At 59.3% G+C, this 19,216-nt stretch carries 25 protein-coding genes; 14 read left to right on the forward strand and 11 right to left on the reverse strand.

Features of this window, described 5'->3' with window-relative positions; genetic code table 11:
• Positions 1-18: 18 nt before the first annotated feature.
• Positions 19-540 (reverse strand): ribosome biogenesis factor YjgA, encoded by a 522-nt coding sequence (gene yjgA / locus K7431_RS12605; protein WP_043204785.1) that lies wholly within the window; start codon positions 538-540, stop codon positions 19-21.
• 108 nt (positions 541-648) lie between these two features.
• Here yjgA and pmbA point away from each other — a divergent pair, with 108 nt between their 5' ends.
• The 6 genes from pmbA (at position 649) to K7431_RS12635 (ending at position 5,909) form a co-directional block, all read left to right on the forward strand.
• Complete coding sequence (pmbA, locus tag K7431_RS12610) at positions 649-1,995, forward strand: metalloprotease PmbA (protein WP_043204787.1); 1,347 nt, start codon at positions 649-651, stop codon at positions 1,993-1,995.
• A gap of 153 nt (positions 1,996-2,148) precedes the next feature.
• Positions 2,149-2,544 (forward strand): hypothetical protein, encoded by a 396-nt coding sequence (locus K7431_RS12615; protein ID WP_012722232.1) that lies wholly within the window; start codon positions 2,149-2,151, stop codon positions 2,542-2,544.
• On the forward strand, positions 2,537-3,913 hold the full coding sequence (locus K7431_RS12620; RefSeq protein ID WP_012722233.1) for a class II fumarate hydratase: 1,377 nt from the start codon (positions 2,537-2,539) through the stop codon (positions 3,911-3,913). The genes K7431_RS12615 and K7431_RS12620 overlap by 8 nt, the downstream gene beginning before the upstream one ends.
• A 27-nt stretch (positions 3,914-3,940) precedes the next feature.
• On the forward strand, positions 3,941-4,369 hold the full coding sequence (locus K7431_RS12625) for a hypothetical protein (RefSeq protein ID WP_012722234.1): 429 nt from the start codon (positions 3,941-3,943) through the stop codon (positions 4,367-4,369).
• Between the two features lies 1 nt (position 4,370).
• Entirely contained in the window at positions 4,371-4,982 is a 612-nt protein-coding gene (locus tag K7431_RS12630; protein ID WP_012722235.1) for a superoxide dismutase, read from the forward strand.
• A gap of 33 nt (positions 4,983-5,015) precedes the next feature.
• Complete coding sequence (locus K7431_RS12635; protein WP_012722236.1) at positions 5,016-5,909, forward strand: ZIP family metal transporter; 894 nt, start codon at positions 5,016-5,018, stop codon at positions 5,907-5,909.
• A gap of 36 nt (positions 5,910-5,945) precedes the next feature.
• On the opposite strand, the gene K7431_RS12640 is transcribed toward K7431_RS12635, so the two are convergent.
• The 10 genes from K7431_RS12640 to K7431_RS12685 all read right to left on the reverse strand — a co-directional run bounded on the left by K7431_RS12640 (position 5,946) and on the right by K7431_RS12685 (position 13,027).
• Positions 5,946-6,218 carry an HPr family phosphocarrier protein gene (locus K7431_RS12640; protein WP_012722237.1) on the reverse strand — a complete coding sequence of 91 codons (273 nt, stop codon included), beginning with the start codon at positions 6,216-6,218 and terminating at the stop codon, positions 5,946-5,948.
• 16 nt (positions 6,219-6,234) lie between these two features.
• A complete protein-coding gene (rapZ, locus tag K7431_RS12645) occupies positions 6,235-7,092 on the reverse strand; it encodes an RNase adapter RapZ (RefSeq protein ID WP_012722238.1) in 858 nt (285 codons plus the stop codon).
• Between the two features lie 2 nt (positions 7,093-7,094).
• Complete coding sequence (gene ptsN / locus K7431_RS12650; RefSeq protein WP_012722239.1) at positions 7,095-7,559, reverse strand: PTS IIA-like nitrogen regulatory protein PtsN; 465 nt, start codon at positions 7,557-7,559, stop codon at positions 7,095-7,097.
• A 10-nt stretch (positions 7,560-7,569) separates the two neighbouring features.
• Entirely contained in the window at positions 7,570-7,875 is a 306-nt protein-coding gene (gene hpf / locus K7431_RS12655; protein WP_003171804.1) for a ribosome hibernation-promoting factor, HPF/YfiA family, read from the reverse strand.
• A 147-nt stretch (positions 7,876-8,022) separates the two neighbouring features.
• Positions 8,023-9,516, reverse strand: a complete 1,494-nt coding sequence (locus K7431_RS12660) for an RNA polymerase factor sigma-54 (RefSeq protein WP_012722240.1) — start codon at positions 9,514-9,516, stop codon at positions 8,023-8,025.
• 185 nt (positions 9,517-9,701) lie between these two features.
• Complete coding sequence (gene lptB / locus K7431_RS12665; RefSeq protein WP_003171806.1) at positions 9,702-10,427, reverse strand: LPS export ABC transporter ATP-binding protein; 726 nt, start codon at positions 10,425-10,427, stop codon at positions 9,702-9,704.
• Complete coding sequence (gene lptA, locus K7431_RS12670; RefSeq protein WP_012722241.1) at positions 10,427-10,960, reverse strand: lipopolysaccharide transport periplasmic protein LptA; 534 nt, start codon at positions 10,958-10,960, stop codon at positions 10,427-10,429. Before lptA ends, lptB begins: the two co-directional genes overlap by 1 nt.
• The gene (gene lptC / locus K7431_RS12675) at positions 10,947-11,519 is read right to left on the reverse strand and encodes an LPS export ABC transporter periplasmic protein LptC (RefSeq protein WP_012722242.1); all 573 of its coding nucleotides are present in this window, start codon (positions 11,517-11,519) and stop codon (positions 10,947-10,949) included. The genes lptA and lptC overlap by 14 nt, the downstream gene beginning before the upstream one ends.
• Positions 11,520-11,527: 8 nt before the next feature.
• On the reverse strand, positions 11,528-12,052 hold the full coding sequence (locus tag K7431_RS12680; RefSeq protein WP_010213109.1) for a KdsC family phosphatase: 525 nt from the start codon (positions 12,050-12,052) through the stop codon (positions 11,528-11,530).
• Entirely contained in the window at positions 12,053-13,027 is a 975-nt protein-coding gene (locus tag K7431_RS12685; protein ID WP_012722243.1) for a KpsF/GutQ family sugar-phosphate isomerase, read from the reverse strand.
• 322 nt (positions 13,028-13,349) lie between these two features.
• Here K7431_RS12685 and K7431_RS12690 point away from each other — a divergent pair, with 322 nt between their 5' ends.
• The 8 genes from K7431_RS12690 (at position 13,350) to hisG (ending at position 18,897) form a co-directional block, all read left to right on the forward strand.
• A complete protein-coding gene (locus tag K7431_RS12690; RefSeq protein ID WP_012722244.1) occupies positions 13,350-14,159 on the forward strand; it encodes an ATP-binding cassette domain-containing protein in 810 nt (269 codons plus the stop codon).
• Entirely contained in the window at positions 14,159-14,956 is a 798-nt protein-coding gene (gene mlaE, locus K7431_RS12695) for a lipid asymmetry maintenance ABC transporter permease subunit MlaE (protein ID WP_012722245.1), read from the forward strand. Before K7431_RS12690 ends, mlaE begins: the two co-directional genes overlap by 1 nt.
• Positions 14,956-15,423 carry an outer membrane lipid asymmetry maintenance protein MlaD gene (gene mlaD / locus K7431_RS12700; protein ID WP_012722246.1) on the forward strand — a complete coding sequence of 156 codons (468 nt, stop codon included), beginning with the start codon at positions 14,956-14,958 and terminating at the stop codon, positions 15,421-15,423. Before mlaE ends, mlaD begins: the two co-directional genes overlap by 1 nt.
• 11 nt (positions 15,424-15,434) lie before the next feature.
• Positions 15,435-16,082 carry an MlaC/ttg2D family ABC transporter substrate-binding protein gene (locus tag K7431_RS12705; protein WP_012722247.1) on the forward strand — a complete coding sequence of 216 codons (648 nt, stop codon included), beginning with the start codon at positions 15,435-15,437 and terminating at the stop codon, positions 16,080-16,082.
• Positions 16,079-16,384 (forward strand): STAS domain-containing protein, encoded by a 306-nt coding sequence (locus K7431_RS12710; protein WP_012722248.1) that lies wholly within the window; start codon positions 16,079-16,081, stop codon positions 16,382-16,384. Before K7431_RS12705 ends, K7431_RS12710 begins: the two co-directional genes overlap by 4 nt.
• Before the next feature lie 114 nt (positions 16,385-16,498).
• Positions 16,499-16,738 (forward strand): BolA family protein, encoded by a 240-nt coding sequence (locus K7431_RS12715; RefSeq protein ID WP_003188597.1) that lies wholly within the window; start codon positions 16,499-16,501, stop codon positions 16,736-16,738.
• A gap of 23 nt (positions 16,739-16,761) precedes the next feature.
• Positions 16,762-18,027: a UDP-N-acetylglucosamine 1-carboxyvinyltransferase gene (gene murA / locus K7431_RS12720; RefSeq protein ID WP_012722249.1), complete on the forward strand. Its 1,266-nt coding sequence runs from the start codon at positions 16,762-16,764 to the stop codon at positions 18,025-18,027.
• Positions 18,028-18,261: 234 nt separating this feature from the next.
• A complete protein-coding gene (gene hisG, locus K7431_RS12725) occupies positions 18,262-18,897 on the forward strand; it encodes an ATP phosphoribosyltransferase (RefSeq protein WP_003188599.1) in 636 nt (211 codons plus the stop codon).
• Positions 18,898-19,216 lie beyond the last annotated feature (319 nt).

Here is a 19,216-nt window from a genome sequence, read left to right on the forward strand (position 1 = left end):
GCCACCCGGGGAAGGGCATCAACGCAGGCCGCGTTGAGTCTCGTCCAGCTCACGGATGTATTTGAAGATTTTACGGCTGGTGGCCGGCGCCTTGTTATGCGCCTGCTCGTGCTGGGCTTGACGGATCAGGGAACGCAGTTGCTGGCGGTCCGCGTCCGGGTAGTCCAACACGAATTTCTCCAGCACCCCGTCATCGCCCGCGATCAGGCGGTCACGCCAACGCTCCAGGTTATGGAAGCGTTCGTTGTACTGGCGAGTGGAGGCATCGGTTTGATCAAGCAAAGCCAGAATGGCGTCAGTGTCCTGATCGCGCATGAGTTTGCCGATAAACATGATGTGCCGTTTACGCGCGATATTCGCGGTGTGCTTGGGTGCGTCCGCAAGAGCCCGGCGCATTTCGTCGGTCAGTGGCAGTTTTGCAATCAAGTCTTTCTTGAGCGTTGTAAGGCGCTCGCCCAGGTCAACCAGAGCATGCAGCTCACGTTTGACCTGGGTTTTGCTTTTCTCCCCATCGAGGGAGTCGTCGTAAGAATCAACCATGGTGGCAGTCCGCAAAGAAACGCCGCCATGATAACCAGTCGGGGGCCGCTTGTCCGGCCCGGTCGCTCGATGGCCTTAACCGAAAGCAGAATTTGAGTGGAGAAAACCATGAGTGCAGCCCAAAGCGTCGGTCCACAAGCGTTACCGGCACTGCAGGAACAAGTCGAGCAGATCCTTGCCGAGGCCAAGCGCCAGGGGGCCAGTGCCTGTGAAGTGGCGGTATCGCTGGAGCAGGGGTTGTCGACATCGGTTCGTCAGCGGGAAGTGGAGACGGTTGAGTTCAACCGCGACCAAGGCTTTGGCATCACCTTGTATGTCGGACAGCGCAAAGGTTCTGCCAGTACCTCGGCCAGTGGCCCGGAAGCGATTCGCGAGACCGTCGCGGCGGCGTTGGCGATTGCCAAGCACACCTCTGAGGATGAAAGCTCGGGTTTGGCCGACAAGGCACTGATGGCCAAGGACTTGAAGGATTTTGATCTGTTCCACGCCTGGGACATCACGCCCGAGCAGGCCATCGAGCAGGCGCTGACGTGTGAAGCGGCGGCGTTCGATGCCGATGCCCGCATCAAGAACGCTGATGGCACCACGTTGAGCACCCATCAGGGCTGTCGCGTGTATGGCAACAGCCATGGTTTTATCGGCGGTTATGCGTCGACTCGTCATAGCCTGAGCTGCGTGATGATCGCCGAGGCCAACGGCCAGATGCAGCGCGATTACTGGTATGACGTGAACCGCCAGGGCGATTTGCTGGCAGACCCGGTCAGCATCGGCCAGCGTGCTGCACAGCGTGCGGCGAGCCGCCTGGGCGCGCGCCCTGTGCCGACCTGTGAAGTGCCGGTGCTGTTTTCGGCGGAACTGGCCGGTGGCTTATTTGGCAGTTTCCTGGGAGCGATCTCCGGTGGCAACCTGTACCGCAAGTCCTCGTTCCTGGAAGGGGCGATTGGCCAGAAACTGTTTCCCGAGTGGCTGACCATCGATGAACGTCCCCACCTGATGCGTGCTATGGGGAGCACGTCGTTTGATGGCGATGGCTTGGCGACTTATGCCAAGCCGTTCGTCGAAAGCGGCGAGTTGGTCTCCTACGTCCTGGGCACTTATGCCGGGCGCAAACTGGGCCTGCCAAGCACTGCCAACTCCGGCGGGGTGCATAACCTGTTCGTCACCCATGGCGACGAAGACCAGGCGGCGCTGTTGCGGCGGATGGGGCGTGGCCTGCTGGTGACTGAGTTGATGGGGCACGGGCTGAACATGGTCACGGGCGATTATTCCCGTGGCGCGGCGGGTTTCTGGGTGGAAAACGGCGAGATTCAGTTTGCCGTCCAGGAAGTGACAATCGCCGGCAACATGCGCGATATGTTCAAGCAGATCGTTGCCGTCGGAAACGACCTGGAACTGCGCAGCAATATCCGTACGGGTTCGGTGTTGATCGAGCGGATGACCGTCGCCGGTAGCTGATCCTTCCAACACGCGGCCACAAAAAAAGGCGCGCCATCTTCAAGATGGCGCGCCTTTTTTTGTGGCCGCGTGTCAGTGGGATTAACGTGCCGCTCTTGTTTTGATTCTCAATATCATTTAATAATAAATATCATTACCGAATGAGTGTGGATCATGAGCTCTGTCCTGCATGAGGATCCTTACCTTGAAAGCTGGCGCTGGATGAGTCGCCAGATTCGCTGCGGCCTCGATCCCAACGAGCCGCGCCTGATCGAACATTACCTCAATGAGGGTCGATACCTGGCGTGCTGCACCGCGACCCATCCGTGGACGATCGCTGAAACCTCATTTCGCCTGTTGCTCGACACCGCCAGCGATATCGCACTGCCCTGGCACTGGCGCTCCGTGTGCCTGGACCAGGCCTGGCGCCCCCTGCGTGACCTGGAAAAACTCTCCCACTGTGCCTGCCGCCTCAAGCGCTGGCAGACCTTTGCCTGGCAATTGGCTACCTGCGAATTGCTGCCGTCTATTTCTGTTTCTGACCTGGTGCAAGGATCTAACGATGAGTAACACCCGTATCGAACGCGACAGCATGGGCGAACTGCAAGTGCCTGCCGAGGCCCTGTATGGTGCGCAAACCCAACGCGCGGTGAACAACTTTCCGATCAGCAACCAACGCATGCCGGCGCAATTCATCCGTGCCCTGATCCTGGCCAAAGCCGCTGCAGCCAAGGTCAACGTCGATCTCAAGCAAATCAGCGAAGGGCAGGGCAAGGCCATTGTCGATGCCGCCCAGGGGTTGCTGGAAGGCGACTTCATGCAGCACTTCCCGGTGGATATCTTCCAGACCGGCTCCGGCACCAGCTCCAATATGAACGCCAACGAAGTGATTGCGACCCTCGCCAGCCGTGTGCTGGGCGAGTCGGTCAACCCGAACGACCACGTGAATTGCGGCCAAAGCAGCAACGACATCATTCCAACCACCATCCACGTCAGCGCCGCGTTGGTCTTGCACGAGCAAACGCTGCCGGCCCTGCTGCACCTGGTGCAGGTGATCGAGCGGAAGGCTGAAGAGGTTCACCCGTTCATCAAGACCGGCCGCACGCACCTGATGGACGCCATGCCGGTGCGCATGAGCCAGGTGCTCAACGGCTGGGCGCAGCAGCTCAAGGCCAATATCGGTCATCTGCAGGACCTTCTGCCGAGTCTTCAGGCGCTTGCCCAGGGCGGCACGGCGGTCGGTACCGGGATCAACGCCCACCCTGAATTTGCTGCGCGTTTCAGCCAGCAACTGAGCAGCCTGACCGGCGTGAAATTCACCCCCGGCAAAAACCTGTTCGCCTTGATTGGCTCCCAGGACACTGCCGTTGCCGTGTCCGGTCAATTGAAGGCCACCGCCGTGTCGCTGATGAAAATCGCCAACGACCTGCGCTGGATGAACTCCGGTCCGCTCGCCGGCTTGGGTGAGATTGAGTTGGAAGGCCTGCAGCCTGGCTCTTCGATCATGCCTGGCAAGGTCAATCCGGTGATTCCTGAAGCGACTGCCATGGTCGCCGCGCAAGTCATCGGGAATGACACGGTGATCACCGTCGCCGGTCAGTCGGGCAATTTCGAGCTGAACGTGATGCTGCCGATCATCGCGCAGAACCTGTTGAGCAGCCTTGAGCTGCTGGCCAACGCCAGCCACCTGCTGGCGGACAAGGCCATCGCCAGTTTCAAGGTCAATGAAGCGAAGCTAAAAGAAGCGCTGTCGCGCAACCCGATCCTGGTCACCGCACTCAACCCGATCATCGGTTATCAAAAAGCTGCTGAAATCGCCAAGAAGGCCTATCAGCAAGGCCGTCCGGTGATTGACGTCGCTCTCGAGCACACCGACTTGCCGCGTAGCCAACTGGAGATCCTGCTGGACCCGGAAAAGCTCACGGCCGGCGGCGTGTAATCACCGACCCTGCTTTGGAGGCTCACCATGGAGCACTGGAAACGCACGATCGAACGGGCCAATCGCTGCTTTATGGCAGGCGAGCTGGTCGACGCTCGCGAGGCCTATTTGCAAGCCCTGGCCCTGGCCCAAGTGTTGTTCGAACGCTGGGCGGATGCCGACGAAGCAGTGGCGGCGTGCGTCATTTCCCATCACAACCTGGCGGACCTGCACCTGCGCCTGAACCAACCGGAGGAGAGCGCGGAATACCTCTGCGCTATCCACCAGCGCCTGCTGCAGACCATGCAGGACCCGCGACTCAGCCCGCAGTTGCGGGAAGCGGCCTTGCGCCAGAGCAGCAAAACCTACGTCGAGCTGTTGAATTTCATCAGCGATCACGGCGAGTACCCGCGTACTCATCGCTTGCTGGGCGGCACTGCGGCACAGCCGACCACTCCTCAATACGGAGCACATTGATATGACTTACACCTTGCCTGCCTTGCCTTACGCGTACGACGCCCTGGAGCCGCATATTGATGCGCAAACCATGGAGATCCACTACAGCAAGCATCACCAGACTTACATCAACAACCTCAACGCTGCGGTAGAGGGCACTGAATTCGCCGGCTGGCCGGTCGAGAAGCTGGTGTCCAGCGTGCAGCAACTGCCGGAAAAACTGCGTGCCGCCGTGATCAACCAAGGCGGCGGCCATGCCAACCACTCGTTGTTCTGGGCGGTGATGTCGCCCAAAGGTGGTGGCAAACCCGAAGGTGCATTGAGCAAAGCCATTGATGAACAGCTTGGCGGTTTTGATAGCTTCAAGGAGGCCTTCACCAAAGCGGCGTTGACGCGTTTCGGCAGCGGTTGGGCGTGGCTGAGTGTCACCCCGCAAAAAACCCTGGTGGTGGAGAGCAGCGGCAACCAGGACAGCCCACTGATGAACGGCAACACGCCGATCCTCGGCCTGGACGTGTGGGAACACGCCTATTACCTGCTGTACCAGAACCGCCGCCCGGAATACATCAACGCCTTCTACAGTGTTATCAACTGGCCAGAAGTTGCAGACCGCTACCAGGCCGCCGTGGCCTGACATCCACCTTCATAACAAGACCTAAGGCCGACTATGGGCACTGAAACACTGGCGATCAGCAGCGGGCGAATGTTTCGTTATGCGTTTGGCTCGCTGCTGCTGCTGGCAGGTACTGCATTGCTGGTGGCCCACGGGCTGGCCTGGCTGGACCTGGAACCGCGGATTCTACGCGCCCTGCAGGGCGGCTCCATTTGCGCGCTCGGCACTGCGCTCGGTGCGGTCCCGGTGCTGGTGATTCGCCATATGCCGGTGGCGTTGAGCGATACATTGCTGGGCTTTGGTGCGGGGGTCATGTTGGCGGCGACGGCGTTTTCGCTGATCGTGCCGGGCATTGCCGCGGCAGAAGGCTTGGGGCTTTCGCCCTGGAGCGCCAGCGGCTTGATCAGCTTCGGCATCATGCTGGGAGCGTTCGGGCTGTATCTGGTTGACCGCAAGGTCTCCGGCGCCAGTCCGGAAATGCTGGTCGGCACGCCGGATAAACCGGTGATCCCGCCGCGTATCTGGCTGTTTGTGTTTGCCATCATCGCCCACAACATTCCCGAAGGCATGGCGGTCGGTGTATCCGCTGGCGGCGGTATGCCGGATGCCGACAGCCTTGCCATGGGGATTGCCCTGCAAGACGTGCCCGAAGGCCTGGTGATTGCGTTGGTCTTGGCCGGGGCAGGCATGTCGCGGGTCAAGGCGTTCCTGATCGGCGCGGCGTCAGGTCTGGTGGAGCCCGTGTTTGCAGTGCTCTGTGCCTGGCTGGTAAGCCTGGCAGAAGTGCTATTACCGTTGGGCCTTGCCCTGGCCGCTGGTGCGATGCTGCTGGTCGTCACTCACGAGGTGATCCCCGAGTCGCGCCGCAATGGTCACGAAAAGCTCGCCAGCCTGGGTTTGTGCATCGGTTTTTGTTTGATGATGGTGATGGACACGGCGCTGGGGTGAGGTCGTTGCGACTTCATCCCGCCTCAAAGGGTGAGTTTACTCACCCTCATCAAAGTAGTTATTGATCAGCGCCACCAGGGCGTCCATCGCTTCCTGCTCTTGCTCACCTTCTGTCTTCAAGTGAATCTTGGTGCCTTTGCCGGCGGCCAGCATCATCATGGCCATGATGCTTTTGCCATCGACCATGGACTCTGGCGTGCGTCCGGCGCGGATCTGGCAAGGGAACTGTCCTGCAACGCCGACGAACTTGGCTGACGCCCGGGCGTGCAAGCCCAGCTTGTTGATGATTTCAATTTCCAGAGCGGGCATCGCGCAGGTGTTCCTTTCAGCTGAGGTCGCGGTGGCGGACCTGGACGTTCTTGAGGGTTTTTTGCAGCACCTGGCCCAGGCGCTCGGTCAGATAGACGGAGCGGTGGTGACCGCCGGTGCAGCCGATGGCAATGGTGACATAGGCCCGATTGCTGGCAGCAAATCGGGGTAACCATTTGAGCAAGTAGCTGGAAATGTCCTGGAACATCTCCTCCACATCCGGTTGTGCAGCCAGGTAATCGGCGACGGGCTGATCCAGTCCGGACTGATCACGCAGTTCCGGCTTCCAATAAGGGTTGGGCAGGCATCGCACATCGAATACCAAGTCGGCGTCCACCGGCATGCCGCGCTTAAAACCAAACGACTCCACCAGAAACGCCGTGCCTGGCTCCGGCTGGTTCAGCAGGCGCAGCTTGATGGCATCGCGCAGTTGGTACAGGTTAAGGCTGGTCGTGTTGATCTTGAGGTCGGCGAGGTCAATGATCGGTCCCAGCAGCTTGGTTTCATCTTCGATGGCTTCTGCCAGCGAGCGATGAGGGCTGCTGAGGGGGTGACGCCGGCGGGTTTCGGAGAAACGCTTGAGCAGTGTCTCTTCGTCGGCATCCAGGTACAGCACATCGCAATGAATGTGCTTGGCCCGCACTTCCTCGAGCAATTGCGGAAATCGCTCCAGGTGGCTGGGCAGGTTGCGGGCATCAATCGAAACGGCGACCAGGGGTTGAGCCAGTTCGGTGTGGATCAACGCGCGTTCTGCCAATTCCGGCAGCAGGCCGGCGGGCAGGTTGTCGATGCAATAGAAACCGTTGTCCTCAAGAACATTGAGGGCGGTACTTTTACCCGAGCCGGAGCGGCCGCTGACGATGATCAAGCGCATGGTTACTGCCCGTTCTGTTCATCCAGGACAACCTGGTACAGCGCCTCATTGCTGCTGGCGCTGCGCAGTTTGTCGCGTACGTCCTTGCGGTCGAGCATGCTGGCGATCTGCCGGAGCAGTTCCAGGTGCGCATCGGTGGCAGCTTCCGGGACCAGCAGAACGAACAGCAGGTCGACCGGGGCACCGTCGATGGCGTCGAAATCGATAGGGGCGTCCAGGTGCAGCAGGGCGCTGACAGGTGTCTCGCAGCCTTTGAGGCGGCAGTGGGGAATGGCGATGCCGTTGCCAAAACCGGTCGAGCCAAGTTTTTCACGGGCAATCAGTGCCTCATACACAGCTTGCGTATCCAGTTCGGGCACTTCACGGCCGATCAGGTTGGCAATTTGTTCGAGGGCGCGTTTTTTACTGCCGCCCGGCACGTTCACGAGGGAACGGCCGGGGGTCAGGATGGTTTCAAGTCGGATCATGGGGGGAGAGTTAACGACCTGTACCTTGCATCAGGTGCAGATTCTTTTCCTTATGCTTTATGAGTTGGCGGTCCAGCTTGTCGTAGAGCGAGTCGATCGCCGCGTACATGTCTTCATGTTCCGCATTGGCGACGAGCTTGGCATTCGGAACATGCAGGGTGGCCTCGATTTTCTGCTTGAGCTTGTCGACCTCCATGATGACCTGCACGTTGGTGATCTTGTCAAAATGCCCCGCAAGCTTGTTCAACTTGCTTTCGGTGTACTCACGCAGGGGCTTGGTAACTTCCAGTTGGTGTCCACTGATGTTGACTTGCATACAGCTTCTCCTTCGTTGCCAGTGCATAACGCGACGGGTAGGAATACCCGCCACTGGTCTGCATTTTAAAACTGCCTGCGCGTCGATCTTGCCTGATCGCCGCTCGGCGAGTTTCAAAACGCATCCCGGAACGCTGTGGCCCGCCCGTCACATCAAACGCTTACGCTCGCTGGAAGGCGCGATCCCAAGGGATTCGCGGTACTTGGCGACGGTTCGACGGGCGACCTGAATGCCTTGTGCCTCCAGTAAACCAGCGATCTTACTGTCACTCAATGGCTTTTTCTGATTTTCAGCAGCAACCAGTTTTTTGATGATCGCGCGGATCGCCGTGGACGAGCATTCACCGCCTTCGGAGGTGCTGACGTGGCTGGAGAAAAAGTATTTCAGTTCATAAATACCCCGAGGGGTATGCATGAATTTTTGCGTGGTCACCCGGGAAATCGTTGATTCATGCATGCCGACCGCTTCGGCGATGTCATGCAGCACCAGCGGTTTCATCGCTTCGTCGCCGTACTCCAGGAAGCCGCGCTGATGCTCGACGATCTGGGTGGCGACTTTCATCAGGGTTTCGTTTCGGCTTTGCAGGCTCTTGATGAACCAGCGCGCTTCCTGCAACTGGTTGCGCATGAAGGTGTTGTCGGCACTGGTATCGGCGCGACGTACGAAGCCGGCGTATTGCGGGTTCACCCGCAGGCGCGGCACCGATTCCTGGTTCAGCTCTACCAGCCAGCGCTCGTTGTCCTTGCGCACGATCACATCGGGAACCACGTATTCGGCTTCGCTCGATTCGATTTGTGAGCCAGGACGCGGGTTGAGGCTCTGTACCAGCTCGATGACCTGGCGCAGGTCGTCTTCCTTGAGCTTCATGCGGCGCATCAACTGGCTGTAGTCGCGGCTGCCCAGCAGGTCGATGTAATCGGTCACCAGGCGCTGGGCTTCGGCGAGCCAGGGGGTCTTGGCCGGTAATTGGCGCAATTGCAGCAACAGGCATTCGCTGAGGGTGCGTGCGCCGATGCCGGCGGGCTCGAACTGTTGGATGCGGTGCAGGACGGCTTCGATCTCGTCCAGCTCGATATCCAGCTCCGGATCGAAGGCTTCAAGAATTTCTTCGAGCGTCTCGTCCAGGTAACCCTGATTGTTGATGCAGTCGATCAGGGTCACGGCGATCAAGCGATCGGTGTCCGACATCGGCGCAAGGTTCAGTTGCCACAGCAGGTGGCTCTGCAGGCTCTCGCCAACGGAGGTGCGGGTGGTGAAGTCCCACTCATCATCGTCATTGCTGGGCAGGCTGCTGGCGCTGGTCTGGTAGACGTCTTCCCAGGCCGTGTCGACCGGAAGCTCGTTGGGAATGCGTTCGTTCCATTCGCCTTCCTCAAGGTTATCCACCGTAGGGGCGGTTTCCTGGTAGGAGGGTTCCTGCACGTCGGGATTGGGTTTTTGCTCGATATTATCGGCCAGCGGGTCTGCATTATCGAAGTCGTCGCCTTCCTCCTGGCGTTCGAGCATCGGATTGGACTCCAGGGCCTCCTGGATTTCCTGTTGCAGGTCCAGGGTCGACAATTGGAGCAGGCGGATGGCCTGTTGCAGCTGCGGTGTCATCGTCAGCTGCTGGCCCATTCTCAGGACTAGCGATGGTTTCATGGCAGGGGCTTAACACCTTATTCGCCGGCGCAATGCGCCATCCACGACAGGGCGCGTGAGCGCCAAACATAAGCAAATTATATGCCTGATGTCGGGGGCTTTGCCTAGAGCGCGGTAACAATAAAAATACGGAGGTTTTCATTGACTCCCGCGCGCCTTGGCGAACAGCCGTGACACCACGGTGTTTACAGGCGGAACTCGTGACCCAGGTACACTTCCTTGACCAGCTCGTTGGCCAGGATGGTGGCGGAATCACCTTCGGCGATCAGCTGGCCATCGTTGACGATATACGCTGTTTCGCAGATATCGAGGGTCTCACGGACGTTGTGGTCGGTGATCAGCACGCCAATGCCCTTGGCCTTGAGGTGATGGATGATCTGTTTGATGTCGCCCACCGAGATCGGGTCGACGCCCGCAAACGGTTCGTCCAGCAGGATGAACTTGGGCGCAGTGGCCAGGGCGCGGGCGATTTCCACACGGCGACGCTCACCGCCGGACAGGCTCATGCCGAGGTTGTCGCGGATATGGTTGATGTGGAACTCCTGCAGCAGGCTTTCCAGCTCCTTGCGACGGCCGTCACGGTCGAGCTCCTTGCGGGTCTCGAGGATGGCCATGATGTTATCGGCGACCGACAGTTTGCGGAAGATCGACGCTTCCTGCGGGAGATAGCCGATACCGGCGCGGGCGCGGCCGTGCATCGGCTGGTGGCTCACGTCCAGGTCGTCGATCAGTACGCGGCCCTGATCCGCCTGGACCAGACCGACGATCATGTAGAAGCAGGTGGTCTTGCCGGCGCCGTTAGGGCCGAGCAAGCCGACGATCTGGCCGCTGTCGATCGACAGGCTGACGTCGCGCACGACCTGACGGCTTTTATAGGCCTTGGCCAGATGCTGGGCTTTCAGGGTTGCCATTACTCGGCCTTCTTCTTCGGCTGGATGACCATGTCGATCCGTGGACGAGGTGCAGTGACCTTGTTGCCATTGGCGCGACCGGCGTTAGCGATCTGTTTCACGGTGTCATAGGTGATCTTTTCACCTTCCGTGGAGTTGCCGTCCGGGCTGAGTACTTTCGCCTGGTCGATCAGTACGATGCGGTTCTGCTGGGCGTGATACTGGATGGTCTTGCCGTAGCCCTTCATCGGACCGGTATCGGCAGCGGACTGCTTCTGTTCGAAGTAAGCCAGGTTGCCGACCGAGGTCACCACATCAATGTCGCCAGCCGGGGTGCGAGTCAGGGTCACGGTATTACCAGTGATCTTCATCGAGCCTTGGGTGATGATCACGCCGCCGGTATAGGTGGCGACGCCTTGTTTATCATCCAACTGCGCATCGTCAGCCGAGATGTGGATCGGTTGCTGGCTATCGTTCGGCAGAGCCCAGGCGCTCACGCTTCCCAGTGCTGCGCCCAGACCGAGCAAAATAGGGAGAGTTTTAACGAGCCTCATACTGTCCTCTTACGTTCGATAGCAGGTGTATCCTGCTTTCTTTCAAATACGCTTTCATTCCCTTGCCAGTCGATACACCGCCAGCGCCGTCGATTCTAACGTCTTGCTCGGTCTGCGCATATTGCTTCTGCGGGAATACGGTCATGCGACTGCTGGTAATCACGGTCTCACGTTTTTTATCGTCAGTGCGCGCAACGCGCACCGAGTCGATCAGTTCCACCTCGGTACCGTCCGGGTTGACCTCGCCACGTTTGCTGGTGACGTGCCATGGGAACTCGGTACCGCGGTAAATGTTCATGTCGGGGTTGGTCAGCAGGGTGACTTCGCTGGCCTTGACGTGTTCGACCTTGTCCGAGGTCATCTCGTACTGCACTTTGCCGTCGGGCAGGAACTGCACGCTCTTGGCATTGGTGGCGTAATAGTCGATAGCGCCTTCGTCAACCTGCGCGGCAGGCTGGTCGAGAAAGCGCTCCGGGCTGATATTCCAGTAGCCCACCGCCAGGAACAGCGCGGCGATGACCCCGAATAACAGGAAGTTGCGAATCTTTTTGCTCAGCATAAAACGCTCTATAAGTAGGCGGCGTGGGCCGCTTCAAGGCTACCCTGGGCTCGCAGGATCAGCTCGCAGAACTCGCGTGCGGCGCCTTCACCGCCACGGGCGGTGGTGATGCCATGGGCGTGCTCGCGAACAAAGGCTGCCGCGTTGGCGACCGCCATGCCCAGGCCCACTCGGCGGATCACCGGCAAGTCGGGCAAGTCATCGCCCAAGTAGGCGACCTGCTCATAGCTTAGGTTGAGTTGGCCAAGAAGCTCGTCCAGAACCACCAGTTTATCCTCGCGGCCCTGATACAGGTGAGGAATCCCCAGGTTTTGTGCGCGACGTTCCACAACGGGGGTTTTTCTGCCGCTGATAATCGCCGTTTGCACGCCCGACGCCATCAGCATCTTGATGCCCTGGCCGTCGAGGGTGTTAAAAGTCTTGAATTCACTGCCGTCTTCGAGGAAGTACAAGCGGCCATCGGTCAGCACGCCGTCAACGTCGAAAATCGCCAGCTTGATGTTTTTACCGCGTTGCAACAGGTCGCTGGTCATTTACATCACTCCCGCACGCAGCAAGTCGTGCATGTTCAGGGCGCCAATCGGGCGGTCGTCGCCATCGACCACCACCAGTGCGCCGATCTTGTGGTCTTCCATGATTTTCAACGCCTCGGCTGCCAGCATTTCGGGGCGCGCGGTCTTGCCGTGAGGTGTCATCACTGCGTCGATGCTGGCGGTGTGGATATCGATGGTGCGGTCCAGGGTGCGGCGCAAGTCACCGTCGGTGAACACCCCTGCCAGGCGGCCATCGGCTTCCAGGATCACCGTCATGCCCAAGCCCTTGCGAGTCATTTCCATCAGCGCGTCCTTCAGCAGGGTACCGCGCTGGACATGGGGCAACTCATCACCCGAGTGCATGACGTTTTCCACTTTCAGCAGCAGGCGGCGGCCCAGGGCGCCCCCCGGGTGCGAAAACGCAAAGTCCTCGGCGGTAAATCCACGCGCCTCCAGCAGTGCCACGGCCAGGGCATCACCCATCACCAGGGCGGCAGTGGTGGAGGAAGTCGGCGCCAGGTTCAGCGGGCAGGCTTCGTGGTCCACGTGAACGTTGAGGTTGACTTCGGCGGCCTTGGCCAGCGTCGATTCCGGGTTGCCGGTGATGCTGATCATCTGGATGCCCAGGCGCTTGATCAGCGGCAACAGGGTCACGATTTCGTTGGTGCTGCCGGAGTTGGACAACGCCAGGATGATGTCATCCTTGGTGATCATGCCCATGTCGCCGTGACTGGCTTCGGCGGGGTGCACGAAAAACGCGGTGGTCCCGGTGCTGGCCAGGGTGGCGGCGATCTTGTTGCCAACGTGGCCTGACTTGCCCATGCCGACCACGACAACGCGGCCCTTGCTGGCCAGAATCATCTCGCAGGCGCGTACGAAATCTGCGTCGATATGCGCCAGCAAGCCTTCTACGGCTTCAAGCTCGAGGCGGATTGTGCGTTGTGCGGATTGAATAAGGTCGCTGGATTGGCTCATGTCTGAAATCGTATAGCCTGACGAAAAGTCGGCGATTATAACGGTAATGATCAATTCCCTCACGCAAGTTCGTCAGGGTTTGTTCGCGGTGCGCTTGGGATTCCCTCCTTAGTAACATAGCTGGCAACGTTTTTTCCCTGTCCTGGATCTGAACAAGCACTGTTCCGGCCTTGGGCGCCCTGTACCAGCAGTGATATAGTTCGCCGCCAGTTCGGTCCGCTCTGCCCATGTGGCCATCGATTGCGCAACTATTGTGCGGCTGATGCAAACGTTTGTCGCAAGCGTGGTGTCTGAGTGAGAGGCTGCATCCCAAGGAGTTTAGATGAGTGCCGATAACGCCTACGCGGTCGAGCTGAAGGGACTGACCTTCAAGCGCGGGACGCGCAGCATCTTCAATAACGTCGATATCCGCATTCCGCGCGGCAAGGTCACGGGCATCATGGGGCCTTCCGGTAGTGGCAAGACCACCCTGTTGCGCCTGATGGGCATGCAATTGCGGCCCAGTGCCGGCGAAGTGTGGGTAAACGGCCAGAACCTGCCGACGCTGTCGCGCAGCGATCTGTTCGACGCGCGTAAGCACATGGGTGTGCTGTTCCAGAGCGGTGCGCTGTTTACCGACCTTGATGTGTTCGAGAACGTGGCGTTTCCGCTGCGTGTGCATACCCAACTGTCTGACGAAATGATTCGTGACATTGTGTTGCTGAAACTGCAGGCCGTAGGCCTTCGCGGTGCCATTGACCTGATGCCCGACGAACTGTCCGGCGGTATGAAGCGTCGTGTGGCCCTGGCCCGCGCCATTGCCCTCGACCCGCAGATCCTCATGTATGACGAGCCCTTCGTCGGTCAGGACCCGATCGCCATGGGCGTGTTGGTGCGCCTGATCCGCTTGCTCAACGATGCACTGGGCATCACCAGCATCGTGGTCTCCCATGATCTTGCAGAAACCGCGAGTATTGCCGATTACCTCTATGTCGTCGGCGATGGCCAGGTGCTGGGGCAGGGCACGCCCGAAGAACTGATGAACGCTGATAACCCGCGCATTCGCCAATTCATGACCGGCGATCCTGATGGCCCCGTGCCTTTTCACTTTCCGGCAGCGGATTACCGCTCAGATCTTCTGGGGAAGCGCTGATGCGCAAGACATCTCTTATCGAAAAGGTTCGCCTTTTCGGTCGCTCGGGCATCGACATCGTCGAAGTGCTGGGCCGTTCGACGATTTTCCTGTTTCACGCCTTGCTCGGCCGCGGCGGCATAGGTGGCGGCTTCGGCCTACTGGTCAAGCAGTTGCATGCTGTGGGTGTGATGTCCCTGGTGATCATCGTGGTCTCCGGGGTGTTCATCGGCATGGTGCTGGCGCTGCAGGGCTTCAATATTCTGTCCAGCTATGGTTCGGAGCAGGCGGTGGGGCAGATGGTCGCCCTGACGTTGTTGCGAGAGCTGGGGCCGGTGGTGACCGCTTTGCTGTTCGCCGGGCGTGCGGGTTCTGCGCTGACCGCCGAAATCGGCAACATGAAGTCCACCGAGCAGCTGTCCAGCCTGGAAATGATCGGCGTGGACCCGCTCAAGTACATTGTTGCCCCGCGTCTGTGGGCCGGCTTCATTTCCCTGCCACTGCTGACGATCATCTTCAGCGTGGTGGGTATCTGGGGTGGTTCGTGGGTGGCGGTGGACTGGCTGGGCGTCTACGACGGCTCTTACTGGGCCAACATGCAAAACAGCGTGACGTTCACGGGCGACGTGCTCAACGGCATCATAAAAAGCATCGTCTTCGCCTTTGTAGTGACCTGGATCGCCGTATTCCAAGGCTACGACTGTGAGCCCACTTCAGAAGGGATCAGTCGTGCCACCACCAAGACCGTTGTGTACGCCTCGCTGGCGGTACTGGGCCTTGACTTCATTTTGACCGCCTTGATGTTTGGAGATTTCTGATGCAAAACCGCACTGTGGAAATCGGTGTCGGCCTTTTCTTGCTGGCTGGCATCCTGGCTTTACTGTTGTTGGCCCTGCGAGTCAGCGGTCTTTCGGCCAGCCCCACCGCCGATACTTATAAACTTTACGCGTACTTCGACAATATCGCCGGTTTGACTGTCAGAGCTAAAGTGACCATGGCCGGTGTGACGATCGGCAAGGTCACTGCAATCGATCTGGACCGCGACAGCTTCACCGGTCGAGTGACAATGCAGCTGGATAAGAAGGTTGATAATCTGCCGACCGACTCCACTGCATCTATCCTCACTGCGGGGCTGCTGGGCGAGAAGTACATCGGTGTCAGCGTGGGCGGGGAATCAGCCCTGCTCAAGGATGGCTCGACAATCCACGACACACAGTCGTCGCTGGTGCTTGAAGACCTGATCGGTAAATTCCTGCTTAATACGGTCAATAAAGACGCCAAATGAGGAATCTGTACATGATCTCTACCTTGCGACGTGGCCTTCTGGTACTGCTTGCAGCGCTGCCGTTGATGGCCAACGCAGCGGGTTCTGCCCACGATCTGGTGCAGGACACGACCAACAAGATGTTGGCTGACCTGTCGGCCAACAAAGAAAAGTACAAACAAGACCCGAGTCAGTTCTACAACGCGCTCAATACCATTGTGGGGCCGGTGGTGGATGCTGAAGGCATCTCCAAAAGCATTATGACGGTCAAGTATTCGCGCAAGGCTACGCCGGCGCAGATGCAGACCTTCCAGGAAAACTTCAAGAAAGGCCTGTTCCAGTTCTACGGCAACGCTCTTCTTGAATACAACAACCAGGGCATTACCGTCGCTCCCGCCGGGGATGAGTCGGGTGATCGCACCAGCGTCAACATGAGCGTCAAGGGCAACAATGGCGCGGTCTACCCGGTGCAGTACACGCTGGAGAAGGTCAACGGCGAGTGGAAGCTGCGTAACGTGATCATCAACGGCATCAACATTGGCAAGCTGTTCCGTGACCAGTTCGCGGATGCGATGCAGCGCAATGGCAACGACCTGGACAAAACCATCAATGGTTGGGCCGGTGAAGTCGCCAAGGCCAAGGAAGAGACCGATAAAGCTGCTGGGAAGCCCGCGCAATGATCGAGTCGGCTGTTCGTCTCGGCGACGCCGGCGAGCTGTTCATCAGTGGCGTGCTGGATTACCGCACCGGGCCTGACCTGCGCAAGCAGGGTCAGGCACTGATCAAGACCAGCACTGCGCCTGCGTTGGTGCTGGACTGTTCGGCCGTGACCAAGTCCAGCAGCGTCGGCTTATCGCTGTTGCTGTGCTTCATGCGCGATGCCGAAGCTGCCAAAAAAGCGGTCAGCGTTCGGGCGTTGCCCGAAGACATGCGCGAAATTGCCGAAGTTTCCGGTCTGACCGAGCTGCTGGCGCACCCCTAATACACATTATTAAAGAGGCCCCCCGTCAGAGTCCTGCTATGCGGGGTTCGCAGGCGCGGGGCTTTTTTGTATGATGTGCGACCCGCGCGCACTGGGCGCCGATAGAGGTTGAGCATGCAGGCCCTAGAAGTTAAGAGCTTTCTTGAAGGAAAGCTGCCGGAAACGACCGTAGAAGTTGAAGGCGAAGGCTGCAACTTCCAGCTGAACGTGATTAGCGATGAACTGGCGGCACTCAGCCCGGTCAAGCGTCAGCAGCAGATCTATGCCCATTTGAACCCGTGGATCACCGATGGCAGCATCCATGCGGTCACTATGAAATTTTTCAGCCGCGCGGCCTGGGCCGAGCGCACCTGAGCCCCCAAGGCGTCGAGATTCTTATGGATAAATTGATTATTACCGGCGGTGCCCGCCTTGATGGCGAGATTCGCATCTCCGGTGCAAAAAACTCCGCCTTGCCGATCCTGGCAGCGACCCTGCTGTGCGATGGCCCGGTCACCGTGGCCAACTTGCCGCACCTGCACGACATCACCACCATGATCGAGTTGTTCGGTCGCATGGGTATCGAGCCGGTTATCGACGAGAAATTGTCGGTTGAAATCGACCCGCGCACCATCAAGACCCTGATCGCTCCGTACGAACTGGTGAAAACCATGCGTGCGTCGATCCTGGTGCTGGGCCCGATGGTTGCCCGTTTCGGTGAAGCCGAAGTGGCCCTGCCTGGTGGTTGCGCCATCGGCTCGCGTCCGGTGGACCTGCACATCCGTGGCCTCGAAGCCATGGGCGCGACCATCGACGTCGAAGGCGGCTACATCAAGGCCAAGGCGCCGGAAGGCGGCCTGCGTGGCGCCAACTTCTTCTTTGATACCGTCAGCGTGACCGGTACCGAGAACATCATGATGGCCGCTGCCCTGGCCAACGGCCGCAGCGTCCTGCAAAACGCCGCGCGCGAGCCGGAAGTGGTCGACCTGGCCAACTTCCTGATCGCCATGGGGGCCAACATCACCGGCGCCGGCACCGACACTATCACCGTCGACGGCGTAAAACGCCTGCACCCGGCCACCTACAAGGTGATGCCGGACCGCATCGAGACCGGTACCTACCTGGTTGCCGCCGCCGTTACCGGTGGCCGCGTCAAGGTCAAGGACACCGATCCGACAATCCTGGAAGCGGTCCTGGAAAAGCTGCGCGAAGCGGGTGCCGAAATCACCACCGGCGAAGACTGGATCGAGCTGAACATGCACGGCAAGCGTCCTAAAGCCGTCAACGTGCGTACCGCTCCGTACCCGGCGTTCCCGACCGACATGCAAGCGCAGTTCATTTCCTTGAACGCCATTGCCGAAGGCACCGGTGCCGTGATCGAGACCATCTTCGAAAACCGTTTCATGCACGTGTACGAACTGCACCGCATGGGCGCGAAGATCCAGGTTGAAGGCAACACCGCCATCGTCACCGGCACCGAGAAGCTCAAGGGCGCGCCAGTCATGGCCACCGACCTGCGGGCTTCGGCCAGCCTGGTAATCTCTGCGCTGATCGCCGAAGGCGACACCCTGATCGACCGCATCTACCACATAGACCGTGGCTACGAGTGCATCGAAGAAAAACTGCAGATGCTCGGCGCGAAAATCCGCCGCGTACCGGGCTAGTCCCCGGCGCTGCAAACACCTTAAGCGTGGCGAGGGAGGTTGCTCCCGCTGGACTGCGCAGCAGTCCCGCTTTTGAGGGCCGCTTCGCGACTCAGCGAGAGCAAGCTCCCTCGCCACAGGAAGGTGTTTGTTGTTAAATGGTTTGTTTCAAATCGGGGCTGTAATGGCCTCGATCTGTGTCTGGCGCCGTTCGCGACCGGACAGCAATAGCCTGATGAAGGACTGACGTTTCCCATGTTGACCATCGCACTGTCCAAGGGCCGCATCCTTGACGACACGTTGCCGCTTCTGGCTGAAGCGGGCATCGTGCCGACCGAGAATCCGGACAAGAGCCGCAAGCTGATCATCCCCACGACCCAGGACGACGTTCGCCTGTTGATCGTGCGGGCTACCGACGTGCCGACCTACGTTGAACATGGCGCGGCCGACCTCGGTGTCGCGGGTAAAGACGTGCTGATGGAATACGGCGGCCAGGGCTTGTACGAGCCATTGGACCTGCGTATCGCCCTGTGCAAGCTGATGACCGCCGGCCGTGTCGGTGATGTCGAGCCCAAGGGCCGCCTGCGCGTGGCGACCAAGTTCGTCAACGTCGCCAAGCGCTACTACGCCGAGCAAGGTCGTCAGGTCGACATTATCAAGCTGTACGGCTCGATGGAGCTGGCGCCGCTGATCGGCCTGGCCGACAAGATCATCGACGTGGTCGACACCGGCAACACCCTGCGTGCCAACGGTTTGGAGCCGCAGGATTTCATTGCCGATATCAGCTCACGCCTGATCGTCAACAAAGCATCGATGAAGATGCAGCACGCCCGTATCCAGGCGTTGATCGACACCCTGCGCAAGGCAGTGGAGTCGCGACACCGCGGTTGACCTACCTGCGTAGCTGAAAAGCTACGCCCGTCTATCCGCCTCATAGCCAGAATTCTCAGGTGCCCAAGCGGAAACGACTGCTGGAAAGGTGCGCTGACGTTCAATAACGAAGCGCGCCTTACCCCAAAAGGCAACTTATGTTAGTAGAAGATTCTTTTTCAATAATTAGCGACGCGTAGCAGCCTGCCTTTTGAGGGGCCCTGCGGGTTGGCACTGTGGTCGCGCCATGCTGCGTTGCGGGACTTGGTAAGGAAACTACCCTTACCAGCCCCGCGCCTTGCCTGGCACAACCACAGTACCAACGCGCTTCGTTATTGAA

The organism is Pseudomonas fluorescens group sp. (assembly GCF_020093335.1).
Taxonomy (GTDB): Bacteria; Pseudomonadota; Gammaproteobacteria; order Pseudomonadales; family Pseudomonadaceae; genus Aquipseudomonas; species Aquipseudomonas petroselini.